7 protein-coding genes are annotated in these 13,015 nt (G+C 36.3%); 2 read left to right on the forward strand and 5 right to left on the reverse strand.

Annotated elements, in window-relative coordinates:
* Nucleotides 1–96: 96 nt before the first annotated feature.
* Complete coding sequence (locus FW781_RS05515; RefSeq protein ID WP_149386498.1) at nt 97–357, reverse strand: winged helix-turn-helix transcriptional regulator; 261 nt, start codon at nt 355–357, stop codon at nt 97–99.
* Between the two features lie 1,140 nt (nt 358–1,497).
* Nucleotides 1,498–2,196, reverse strand: a complete 699-nt coding sequence (locus tag FW781_RS05520) for a DUF1826 domain-containing protein (RefSeq protein WP_149386499.1) — start codon at nt 2,194–2,196, stop codon at nt 1,498–1,500.
* A gap of 197 nt (nt 2,197–2,393) precedes the next feature.
* Between FW781_RS05520 and FW781_RS05525 the strand changes: the two genes are divergently transcribed.
* Nucleotides 2,394–3,212, forward strand: a complete 819-nt coding sequence (locus tag FW781_RS05525; RefSeq protein WP_149386500.1) for a helix-turn-helix transcriptional regulator — start codon at nt 2,394–2,396, stop codon at nt 3,210–3,212.
* 2 nt (nt 3,213–3,214) lie between these two features.
* Here FW781_RS05525 and FW781_RS05530 read toward each other — a convergent pair whose 3' ends face one another.
* From FW781_RS05530 to FW781_RS05540, 3 genes are all read right to left on the reverse strand, one after another.
* Nucleotides 3,215–3,658 (reverse strand): YybH family protein, encoded by a 444-nt coding sequence (locus FW781_RS05530; RefSeq protein ID WP_149386501.1) that lies wholly within the window; start codon nt 3,656–3,658, stop codon nt 3,215–3,217.
* A gap of 162 nt (nt 3,659–3,820) precedes the next feature.
* On the reverse strand, nt 3,821–5,686 hold the full coding sequence (locus FW781_RS05535; RefSeq protein WP_149386502.1) for a T9SS type A sorting domain-containing protein: 1,866 nt from the start codon (nt 5,684–5,686) through the stop codon (nt 3,821–3,823).
* A 71-nt stretch (nt 5,687–5,757) separates the two neighbouring features.
* A complete protein-coding gene (locus FW781_RS05540) occupies nt 5,758–10,647 on the reverse strand; it encodes a PKD domain-containing protein (RefSeq protein ID WP_149386503.1) in 4,890 nt (1,629 codons plus the stop codon).
* A gap of 523 nt (nt 10,648–11,170) precedes the next feature.
* Here FW781_RS05540 and glsA point away from each other — a divergent pair.
* A complete protein-coding gene (gene glsA, locus FW781_RS05545) occupies nt 11,171–12,184 on the forward strand; it encodes a glutaminase A (RefSeq protein ID WP_149386504.1) in 1,014 nt (337 codons plus the stop codon).
* Nucleotides 12,185–13,015 lie beyond the last annotated feature (831 nt).

Here is a 13,015-nt window from a genome sequence, read left to right on the forward strand (position 1 = left end):
CTCTCCTTCTTTCATTAATTATTCTATGTTTTCGATACTGCTCTTTCCAGAATGTCAATCATATTATTATGCAACCTTTTTCCAAAATCAGCCAACTCATGCTTTATAGAAAACAAACAGGCTATTGTTCTCTGTTTGTTTGACCAAACTATTCATTTTTAAATTTTTCAACTCTTTTGGAAGTGCATTTGGGGTAATTCCCGTCTGTCTTTTTAAGACCCTGAACCTTATTTTTCCAGTATAATAAGGTTTATCAAGAATGAATGTTTTCCATTTCCTATTTAATAGGTCTACTCTATCTTTTACAACACGAATATGTTTTATACATTCAGGGCTTAATTCCTCCTTTTTTTTCATATTACAATTTAAATTAAAAATGTTTTTATACAGATTACCAATTGGTAACCGGTTATTAACAGGTAATAAGTAGCAAATGGGGGATTAATATTTATTATTTTACATAGCAGCTGATGTAATAAAATAATTTTATTTTGGAATTATTTTAGCTAGGTAAAAAAGTAACACCAAAATTAAACAAAAAAATAATAATTTATGATCATTTTAAAAAAACAAATGTAGGTTTAGGTATTTTAACTAAGAATCTTATAGTAAATTATAGTGATTATCCTAAAAGACATTATCTCTACCAATAGCTGAATATGATTATAAATAACAAAAGTATTTTAGAACAATATACAAGCAATATTACTTATTAATCTGATAGGTAGCGTTTTACTACCCTTGATTTTATATTTACATAATCTTAAAAAGTTTAGTTGAAAAATATCAAATTTATAAGATAATTAAACTTAATAAATAGTGATTTTCCATCATCAATGTTGATTCTTTGTTCAACCTATCTTTGAGCCCGAAAGAAATTCCACTTAATAAAAGTGAAATAAAAAATGCGAAAATTAATTTATTCTTCATAATAAATCCTTGGTTTGTTAGACTTCATTGTTGTTTTATTCACAAATCACTTTATATTGATTATGAGCTTTACAATTATACACTTCAATTTATTATAAGTGGTAATTTTGAGGTATCACATAGATATAACATTATTGTAAATTACAGAAAATCAATACCGAATGTAAGCTATTAAATCAATGCAAATTTTAAGAAAAACTTTAATACTGTAAATCTAGATTTCTATATTTTGCCAATATTTAAATGTCGAAAACTCTTTTAGCAATTTAAAATATTGGATTAGCTATTAAGCCTAAGAGGAAATGATCATTAAATTGTGTAAAAAAACAAGCATCAAAAAAACTCCTGTAAAGTACAGAAGTTAAGAGATCTTCAGGCTCCCAATGTTAACGAAAATGATATATTGAAGGACATCTACAACCGTCCTTATACCAAGACCGGAAAACTCAAGCTGCTGGAACATGAATTTGCAATTGGGAATATTGAAGGTAAGGATTATTTAGTGTAACTAAAAGCCATAGGCAAGAGTAAAAGAACATCTTACTTATTATTTCAACATATAATATATCAGCAAATCAACAGCAACCGATATTCACCGTCGTTTTCTACAGGAGCCCTATGAATACATGGCAGCGCCTGCTGTTCCGGATGATCTACAGCAATTCTCCAAAGATGGCCTTTTCCTAAATTTACTGGTTCTGCGTTGGGTTTAGGCTGATAATGAAGATCAAAGAAATATTCTTTGAGAAAGTCTTCAAATTCTTCTTCTGGGCCATCGTGTAGTTTTTTGAGCTGTTCCCGGATTTCAGGAATCAAAATTTTCTGTTCGACCTGATCATTGGAAATGATATCGCTTGCTGTTCCATGATAAGTACATAAAAAGGTATCTGTCCCGATGGGTGAACGGTCTACATGATATGAATATACATCTGTTGAAATGAAACCGAGTTCTTCATCCCGTTCATAGCATTTCAGCAAATTAAGAACCGGAGATGCTCCAAAGTCAGTCAATAACTGTAAATCATTTAAGATCATTTTTCTTGCCGCATCTCCTTCTTCTGATAATTGCAGTGCCAAAAGATCCTGGGCGGAAACCACCGTTACATCTTCTTTTAACTGCAGTTGAGAAACGATTTCTGCAAAATTTCCAACTAAATTCCGATGCCAGCAAATGGCATTCATAGTTCCTTGAAAATTACGACTTACAAGTTCTGAGAAAGAAGATACCACATCTATTTGCCGGTTGTCAGAAAATATATTGCTCATGTTTTGAAATAAACAGCTTAATTGCTTATTTGTCTGCAAAAATACGGAATAGGTTTTCAAAATTGCCACTGCAAAAAAAACCGGACATACTTTTAACCGGAAAATTTTTATTTGACACTCTTCTTTTCTCTTCCTATTATATTTATTCCTAACTTCGAAGAAACTATCTCTCAACGAATTAACATCCAGTACCAGCTATGCAAATTTCACCTTCCGCCAGCTTAGCACCTTATATAAAAAGTTATACCGTTGTTAGCATTGACAAGGATCTCAGGGATGAAGTCTTTTATCCCAGCGGATATATAGACCTGATCGTCAATATTTCCGGTGGTGCTGCGGCTACTATTATCAATGGAAAAAGAAAGAATACTCCGGATATAGAGCTTTTGGGACATCTCACTCTTCCCACCCGGCTTACCGTTGCACAGGGAACTTCGGTACTGATAGCACGGATCTATCCGTATGCCGGTACTTTATTCTTTTCTGATCCTCTGTCAGAATTCACGAACTACGCTACTGATATGTATGATGTAGCAAAAAGTGAAAGCAGGGATTTGTATGACCGCATCATGGAGGCCGATGGTCTTCATGCAAAAATTAATATTTTAGAAACGTACTTTATTCAACAGCTGAAAAAAAATGAAGGCCGTGTAAAGAAAGCCACAATCCTTCATGAACTCAGCAAGCAGTTTTTCATGAATCATCACACATTAGATTTGCCTGCTTTGGCCCAGGACTCAGGGTTATCAGAAAGATATATTCAAAAGCTTTATCTTATGAATATGGGCATAAGCCCTTCTGCTTTTGCGGCTGTCATCAGATTTAATAAAAGTCTTCAAATGGTTCTCAACACCCCGGAATCACTTACTGCTATAGCTTATGACTGCGGTTATTATGATCAGGCCCATTTTATCAAAGAGTTTAAAAAATTTACAGGCATCACTCCTTCTGCATCCAGACATTCGCTAATTAAAAATGATATAGATCTTCAACAGGCTGTCAATATTGGTTTTTAATTTTATTTTGCAGGATGATTGCTACTGAACATATCTCTGTGCATCTTCCAACCCTCGGCTGTATTCTTCCAGATTACGATTACTTTTCCGTCATCCAGCTTTTTACCTTCTAAGTCTGTCATTTCGTAATAACTTTCTTCAGTAACCGATGTTTTACCATCTCCGTACAGGTTTTGAATCGTAAATTTAACATGCACCTTAGGTCCGTTTTTAAAAAAATTGAGTATTTGTTCTCTTCCACAAACCGGTGCTGCACTGGGAGGAAACAGACAGGCATCATTCGTATACCTTGTGAGAATTGATCCGTCATTTTTGTTTGCCAGGTCGGCATAGATTGTATTACTGGCTTCAATAGAGTTTCTTACCGTTTTCATAAGATTTTTAGTCTGGGCATTACACCAAGGGGCAAGCACTAACAGCGTGCTTAGAATAAGTAACTTTTTCATTGTAATTTTTTCTACAAAGCAAGTCATTCCTGCGGGTAAAAAATTGTAAAATAACGAACAAGCTTATTTTTTCAAATCAAAAGTATTGTATTAAAAAAAACAGCGCACTCTTTTGGAGAACACTGTTTTATATATAAGGTTATTAATTTTCAGTTTTGTTTTTTACTTCTTTAATATTTTTTCTGTTACTGCAGAAGATTTTGTTTTAAGTTTAATGTAATATACTCCTGTCTGAAGAGAAGATAATACTATCTGTTCCTGCATCAAATTCAAAGTTCCCTGTTTTACCAGCTGTCCTGCAGCACCAAAGATTTCGTAAGAGATTAAAGGTTCTTTACTTCTGATTGTAAGTACATCCTGAACAGGATTCGGATATAGTTGTATTCCTGCCTGAACGGCTGTTTCTTCTACTGACATCTGACTGCATGCCGATTTAGCATATTTTGTAAAAAATGACTGAGATTTTCCTCCTGCTACATTGACAGCCATTGTATTGACATTATCATTAGCATCTGTAAACAATTGGTCATGAAAAAAACCTCCCACAATATAATTACCATCTTTATCTGCAGCTACTGCCGTAAACTCGTCTACCACATTAAAATTACTGCGGATTTCCCCAGCTCCCAAAACAGCTCCTGTATCTTTATTAAACCTAACCAATAAAGGATCTGATCTGTCTCCATCAGGTCTAGTCATTGTATAGCTGCCCCAGATGTCAGACCAGCTCCCTTTGGCAAATGCTATTTCGTTTCCATTAATAGCAATAGTTCCTTTCGTAAAACGATATCCAAACTGAAGACCGGACATTCCTTCAGGGGTTCTTGCCCACTGTACCAAACCAGCAGCATTAAGCTTCATAACAAACGGAACGGCTTCAACATAACTTCTTAAAGGAAAAGTATAACTCCCAAAAGTTGCAGGTACGGTTATCCCATTGAAATAACGTCCTGAAATGTAAATATCCGATGTAGCCGGATCTTTTATAATAGAATGAATTTCATCATCCGTACTTACCGATCCATTATCAAGTTCTTTTCTCCATACCTCCGCTCCGGTAGTTCCATCAAAAGCTAATACATAAGCGGCTTTCGTAAATGGTACATTATTATAGGAAAGATCGATAAGGTTACTAAACCCGGCATCCATTCTCTTTCCTGCAAGATAATAGCGATTCAAGCTTTCATCGTATACCAGATTTACTTTACCTTCTCTTCCTACTGCATTTATTGCATCTCCGGTGATAGGAAGAAGTACAGGAGCAGCAGGTGTCATATTACCATTATCATAATTAAATTTAACGGCATAATACTGATAGGTTGAAGTAAACGTTGAAGGCACTGTAATTAACCCATTCAAATGAGTTCCCGCCCGGAATCCCATCACAGCATGGATATTTTTGGAAGAGTCCATGTACATCATCTGAACATCGCACATACGGGTGGAATAATTAACATCTCCCTGCAAAGGTTTACTCCATGCCAACGTACCGTCAGAAGTATTATATTTCAACAAAAAAGCTGCTTTATGGGCAGGATCTATCGTTTGGTCATAATGGGTATACAACGGTAGTGTATGAGTATCATCAAAATGTACAGGAACAGCACTTGGATCTCCTACATATGAATTATTATAAATGGTGGCCATCACATATAATCCACCGTTATTATCTACTTTAATATGCCAGGCATTTTCTCCGTCTCCTGATCCTCCTATTGGTCTGGACCATCTTATATTCCCTTCACAATCGGCGGAGAACAGAAAAAGGTCACTAAGCCCGTAGTTGTTTACAGCTGTACCGTTCAGGTTTTGCCCCTGCTCACGCATCGTTGCAAGATAATAAGTATTGTTGTTGTTATCCACTACAATATCCCTTATGGATTCATCAAATACATAATGAAATCCCGGATCTGCCGAGCCTGTTATTCCTCCGGCCTGCTTTCCCCATTGCCATTGGTAGGTCTGGCTAAAAGATAATGCCGGCAGTATCAGAAGCAGTCCCCACAGTTTGTTTTTTAATTGTATCATAAAAATTCTTTTAGTTTTCACATACTATAAAAAAACAGTGCTCCCCGAAGAGAACACTGCTTTATAAGCTACTAATTTTTAATTAGTTTTCCTTGTAATGAGGTGTCTCCCGTTTGTACAATGACAATGTAAACACCTTGCAGCCAGCTGTTAACTTCTACGTCTACCTCTCCGGAAGCCGCTTTCAGTTCTTTACGGAATTTGACATTGCCCATGGCGTCAAAAACTGTAATCTGTTTTGCCAGTAATTTTTCACTGCCCGTATTATACGAGATTTTCACTTTTTCCTTCGCAGGATTTGGTATCATTTTCAGAGAAGAAACTGAAGCTGCAATTACGCTTCTTCCAGCATTTCTCATACCCATCCAGTCCGGATCTACCGCTTTGGTAGTAAACTTACAAGTTTCATTTGAGAATAAAATCTCATCTGTACCCTGGAAGCTTGAGTTTGGATAGAATGCCAATGGATTAGCATTCATATCATACACTCCTCCTGCCGGAATAGTGATGATAGACGGAATATAACTTCCATATCCATTAAGACTCGAAACCGTAAGACTTATCGGCTGACTTCCAGTATTTTGAATAATACCAGTAACTTCGTAATGATCTCCAACCCACTTCATCCCTTTAATACTTGATTCAAGCTTACATTCCGTTTCAAATCCACATTCTTTACCCGGATAGTAATTCATAGTTCCGGAAGTAAATACACATCCTAAATGATCAATTTGAAGCTGATATGTTCCCGGAGCACTGATATACAACGGATAGATAAAATTATTATTTCCGCTCTGGATACTGTTTCCGAACAGCTGCCAGTCATGATGATCAAAGATTCCTTTTGGTCCTAGAATGTAATTCTTTCTAAGACATTCATCATAACATCCTGTAGGAAATACCCACATCAGACTTTCAATGCTTAATGGAACTTCTGTATAATTACTTACTTTACAGCCACTTGGTGCAGTATAAATAACCTGATAAGCACCACCTTCATTTACTGTAATAGACTGACCTGTCATTCCATTACTCCAGTTGTAATCTCCTGCAGAAGGTCCTGAAGCTGTTAACTTAATTTTATAAGGCTGACAGCTCACCAAGCTATAGGTTACCGTAACCGGTGATGGTGGAGGACTTACCGTAATGGTAAAGTTTTTAGAACTTGTACATCCTGATGTACCCGGAGTTCTTACTTCCAGCGTATAAACATATGTACCCGCAGATAATGTACCTGTATCAAAAACAATCGGATAAGGGCCAGCACTCCATGGAGCTGATACCAATCCTCCGTTTTTCTTCCATTGGTATTCCAGTGTTGTATCCGTTACAAGTCCACTCAGGATTGTAGAAGATCCTTCACAGATATTAGCTTTTCCGGATATATTAACATATGGAGGATTTTTAAGCGTCACAGGGATTGCTTTCGTACTCATGATACTTGTTCTGCATCCATCTGAAGATACCAGCACAGGCCAGTAGCTTCCTGACTGAGTTGGAGTAAACACCGGAGAGTTTGGTGCCCCAGCCACAGGCTGAGAACCATTCATCCAGATATACTGGCTTGGAGATCCGAGAGTACTTGTGAATACTATATTAGGAGCACTTCCAATACAAGCAACAAGAGCAGGAGGTGCCATATTACCGTCAAGAGTTGCCTCTTTCACGCTGATATTAATAACAGAAGAAGAATATTCACATCCGTTAGGCGTTTTAATTTTCAGCTGTATTGTTTTTGTTCCGCTCGTATTGTATGTTATCGTAGCATTTGGCCCCCCGGTTACATAAGATGTACCATCAAAGATCCAGGTATATATATTTCCGGGAACATAGGATATAGGAGAGAACGTAATCGCCTCACGTACACATATCCATGCCGGAACCAGGAAGCTGGTACTTGGAACCGGAGCCAATGTAACAGTCTGTGTAGTAGTACACGTTGGTTTCCCAGGTGCAGACATAGTCATTGTAAAGGTATAAGTACCTGGCGCCAGATTGTTATAAGTAGCCGACTGTCCTGTTTGTGTTGGCTGCCCTGGGCTGGTAAATGTATAAGTAATAGATGCCGGATTGATTTCAAATATGGTAGATGTATTGAAAAGAGTTACATTGTAGCCGCTTCCGTTACACACTGTACTTACATTGAATTTAGGCTCGTAGTTCTTTCTTACTTCTACCCCTTTACTGTACCAGCATGTACCGTATCTTAAACGTACAAAAACAATATGTGCACCAGCAAGAGTCGTCTGATATACCGGTGTAGCGGTTCCCTGTCCGGAAGACAGAGTAAGTACACTGTCTGACAACCACTGAATTTCATCAGGAGTTCCAATGTAAGATAAACCGGTAACAGAAATTGTATTACACCCTGACCATTGTGGAACAAAATTGATCTGAGGATCTGTTGTACAGCCTCCACTACTCGGACATAACTGAGTTACGTTAACATTCTGAGAATACACCACACAGTTATTAATATCTACCGCCTGCACTTTATAGGTTCCAAAAGCACCTGCACCTGATATTGTATATGAGTTCGTAGTAGCACCCGGTATGATTCCATTATTTTTATACCATTGCCATGAAATAATATTGGTAAGCCCCGTAGAACTGTTAGCCGTAAGAGTATACGGTGTCATTGTTGTAGGGTCACAAACCGTAATATTATATACCGGAGAAATGGTAATAATAGTCTCTGGATAAATTGTAAAGTTGGCACTTGCTGTTGGCTTATAATTACATCCGTTAGTTCCTGTATATGTTACAGTAACTACCTGAGAAACATTACTTCCTGAATTATTTGAGATATACCCATTATTTGGGAAACTATAATTTCCGGACGGATTGAATGCTGTAGTATACGTTGTTCCGTTAGCAAATGTAAAAGTAACACTGGTAGCCGTAGTAATCGTTCCCTGATTTACCGTGAACGAAAGGTTTGAACCTAGACAAACTCCGCCTACATTTGTAAAGTTTACTACCGGAAGCGTTATTAAAGATACCGGTATGCTGATAATTTTCGTTACCCCGCATTTTACAATTCTTAAATTCAGAGTTGTACTGCTTGTAGAAGAGATCTCATTGAAATTTACAGTAATATTAGCAGTACCCTGCCCTCCTATAACACTTCCGAAGTTGGAACTTCCAAATGTCCATTCCATAAATTCCGGAACAATTCCGTTCAGATTAGCACTGAAAGTCTGAGTACTACTCGGACAGAAAGGTCCTGGATTAGGATTAATCGTAATAGAATTAAGATCTAAAGGTGCTACATTGAAAGAAGTTGGAGCCGAAAGACATCCTGCACTGCTGATTGATTTATTCTGTGCAGACACCGTATATGATGAAGCACCAGCGTTAAATATAACCGTTACAGAAGATCCCGCATTACTTCCCTGAATCGTTCCGTTGGTAACACTCCAAACCGGAACCATTCCGGCATCAACAGGGCTGATAGTATACACATAAGGTCTTCCCGAACATACTTTTGTCTCCCCGGAAATAGTACCTGTAGGAGCCTGCGGAATTGGTAATACCTTAATGATTCTTGCATTACTTTCACAACCACCACCTTGTTTAGTAGCAGTAATAGTATAAGTACCTGCTGCTGTAAATGTATAGTTAAATGGTCCTGTCATTACTCCGGACGTGAAAGAAGATCCTCCCGTGGTTACTTTCCAGGTAACAGGTACGTTAGGATTAGCCGTAAATACCTGGCTTGTTCCTGCACAGATTTCGTCTGTACCACCACTTACTGCTACCGGTGCTTCCACTACAATATCAATAGAAGCCTGACCTTCACATGGTAACAAAGTATTGTGATAGTTTGCTACAAGGTGATAAGTACCAGGTTGAGTAGCAGAGAAAATAGCTTCATTTCTCTGTTGAGTATAATATAACTGACCTCCTGCAGGACCTGTTACATTCCATTGAACGCTGGTTGTAGGCCATTGAGGAATTGAATACGTATATTGCTTACCTGCACATACTACCGCTTGTCCTTTCACTTTTGCATTAGCTAAAACTACAGGAATTTTGATGGTAGTCCATTCAGGACAAGCACATTCAGATAAGTACATTACATAGCCAAAACCATCAAGCGGATCTACCTGATCCCACTTCACTTCGATTTCGCTTCCGTAATTATTCACAATAGATCCTCCAATGACTTTCCATTGTCCTTTATTACATCCGTCCTGTGCGCTGTATTTTTCAACACTGCCTTCACACACTACAGATGCGCAGTTAATTTGAACAGGATCTGATTTCAGTACCTTGATTTCCTTTTTAAATGTGCTCTTGCAGCCGCACTTATTGGTTACCGTCAACCGAACAGTAAAGTTACCGGGATTAGTATACACATGAGAAGGTTCAAAAGCTGTGGAAGTGGATGTAGCTCCATCTCCAAATTCCCAGAAATAATTAATAATATCCGATCCTCCGTTTTGTTCAGAAAGGTTATCAAAATACACCGTTGTATTTTTACATACGGTATTGTCCAGATTTAACAATTCAAATTTAGCAATCGGTCTGTTGATTTTTTCAATACAGATGGTCTGAGTTTCAACAGTTCCGTCATTATATGTAATAACAGCCTGTAAAGAACCATTACCTGCAGCTCCCCAGTTAACATACGCTAAGGTATTCCCGGGCCCTGAAGGACTTAAAGTTCCTCCTGAAATAGACCATTGTACATTTGAAACATTCGGGCCCTGAACCAGATATTTGACAGCATCCAGTGAATTCTCACAGACCCGCAGACATTGGGAAGAATTGATGTAGGAAACAGCGACTCCGTTGTCAGGAATCTGGTCTTCTTTTTCGCCACGGAATTCCTGGCATCCGACCTGTTCAGTCCATGTAATTCGAGCTTGCGCTTGTAGTACCCAAGGTACCAAAAGCCAACATAGTAGCAGCCATCTAAAGATGTGCTCCCTACCAAAATAGGTGTTGTTTTTCATAGTTATTAAAAAAGTTATTAATTTTTTTGTCAAATTAATAAAAAATTTAATACAAAAATCATTTAATAGTGAAAAAATAACATAATTTTATAATTGAATCCCAACGATATAGATAAATTCATACTTATATGTTATTTCACCACTCTATTAGTTATGTAAAAAAAATCCACTCTATCTTAATTTTTACAGCTAAAGACCGTTATAAACCAAATAAAATTCTAAATTTCAACTTATTAAAACCCAAAATACATCATCAAAATAACAATTTATTTATTTTTTACTAAAAAAGTTAAGTTTACATTTAAATTAATCACTTTAAAAATCACAAAAAAGAAATCTAATTTTTAAATTAAATTTCTCATCAGCCAACACCATCTTCCTATAAACAGCCCTCATAGCAGCCAGCCTATTCTTCAATACAAACATGCATGAGTATAATAAATGAACATTGCCGACAAGATCAAAATACTTTATCTTTGTTTTTCGAGGCTTATCATAAACATATTATTTGAAGATCTTCCCTATGAAAAACAACAGCTTTTTATTTTCTGCAAAAGGAATTTGTACTGCAGCTTTTCTTTCCTTAAACACAATAGTTTACGCTCAGAAAACCGCAGACATTTCAACAATTTCAGAAAAAACGCTCAACACCATTCTGGAAAAAAACAGAGCTTATTATACACAAGGTAAAGTGGCAGATTATATTCCTGAACTGGGAAAAATGGACGCTAAAGCAATTGCCTTTTCAGTAGTAGATAAAAACGGAAAAATATTCAACACCGGTGATGTAAGTAAAAAATTCACCATGCAAAGTATCTCCAAAATCATATCATTAATGGTCGCTGTAAACGAAAAAGGTGAAGCTCATATTTTTGATAAGATGGGATATTTTGGTTCCGATAAACCCTTCAACCATTTTTCAAACCTTGAAACCACAGGAAAACCCCTTAATCCTATGATGAATGCGGGAGCTATTCTTACCACTTCATTAATTTCAGGAGACGGCGAGAAACCCTTCCTTAAGATCCTGGACATGGTAAGGTATATTACCAAAAATCAGACAATTGAGTATAACAAATCGGTTTACGAATCTGAAAAAGCAACCGGACACCGTAACCGCGGTATGTTTTATATCATGAAAAACAGCGGACTGATTTCAGGAAATGAAGACCAGCTGGATAATTATTTCAAACAATGTTCTATTGAACTTACCGCTGAAGATCTTGCAAAAATCGGTTATTTCTTTGCCAACCAATGTGTAAGGTTTGACGGGGATGCTGCTTATAAGAATACAGATATGGCAAAATTGGTAGAGTCACAAATGCTGACTGCCGGAATGTATGAATTCAGTGGTGAATATTCCAGAACCGTAGGTCTTCCAAGTAAATCCGGTGTCGGAGGCGGAATTACCGTAAGTGTTCCCGGAAAAATAGGAATTGGTGTATTCAGTCCTTCTTTGGATCAGCACGGCAATTCACTAGCAGGATATCACATGATTTTAGACCTTGCAAAACAATACGGATTAAGTATATTTTAAATTTTGACAGCCTCTTAATGCATAATCTGTTCATCGGATCATAAAATTCCGTTAGCTGACCACCTTTAAAAGGCTTATTTATCAGAAAAATCTTAACGACCAACCTATTTAAAAACAGTAAGTATATCAAGTACTTGCTGTTTTTTTATGAATTTCGGAAAGATATTTTAATTATTCATAAAAATACCTATCTGTTTATTTATCAAAAAGATAGATAAAGTTCACAAATAATTTAAATTAAATCACAATATATTGATTAATTTTACATAAATTCGCATATCCGTTTTATCAGATTGATAAAGGCTATTCTAACAATTCCGGACCCCATTCATAGTATATTATCTTTTTGTAATATACCCGAAAACAAATCTCTCATTTTTGAAATATTTTATTTTTTATTCCTATATTTGCTTAACATTTTTTTAACTATAAATATTTATAATTATAGTTAATAAGATTGTACCGGCCATGTTTATAAGAATAAGAAAACAATAAATATACTTTAATAGCATTTGAACAATTGATATTTTACTATTAAAAAATCATTATCAAATTGCATTTATGATTGAAGATATACTATAGTTTTATTATTTTTATTTCCTCATAACAGCAAATCTCGATTTATGTCGATGGTATTTGTGTTTTGCTATGAGATATCATTAACTATTCCTATACCGTAAATGCTATGAAAAACTTGACCAAAATCAGACTGATGCCTTTTGAAAAGCCGGATATCAACCTTATATCATGCAATCTGTCAACCCATAACAGATTCTTGAATAATTATCATAAAACAACACCTATCGTTAACGATTTAACAAAAACCAATTT

Source organism: Chryseobacterium panacisoli (genome assembly GCF_008274625.1).
GTDB lineage: Bacteria > Bacteroidota > Bacteroidia > Flavobacteriales > Weeksellaceae > Chryseobacterium > Chryseobacterium panacisoli.

Coding starts and splice junctions, on each gene's coding strand:
- FW781_RS05540 (WP_149386503.1), bottom strand. CDS start 10,647: ATGAAAAACAACACCTATTTTGGTAGGGAGCACATCTTTAGATGGCTG.
- FW781_RS05535 (WP_149386502.1), bottom strand. CDS start 5,686: ATGATACAATTAAAAAACAAACTGTGGGGACTGCTTCTGATACTGCCG.
- FW781_RS05525 (WP_149386500.1), top strand. CDS start 2,394: ATGCAAATTTCACCTTCCGCCAGCTTAGCACCTTATATAAAAAGTTAT.
- FW781_RS05530 (WP_149386501.1), bottom strand. CDS start 3,658: ATGAAAAAGTTACTTATTCTAAGCACGCTGTTAGTGCTTGCCCCTTGG.
- glsA (WP_149386504.1), top strand. CDS start 11,171: ATGAAAAACAACAGCTTTTTATTTTCTGCAAAAGGAATTTGTACTGCA.
- FW781_RS05520 (WP_149386499.1), bottom strand. CDS start 2,196: ATGAGCAATATATTTTCTGACAACCGGCAAATAGATGTGGTATCTTCT.
- FW781_RS05515 (WP_149386498.1), bottom strand. CDS start 357: ATGAAAAAAAAGGAGGAATTAAGCCCTGAATGTATAAAACATATTCGT.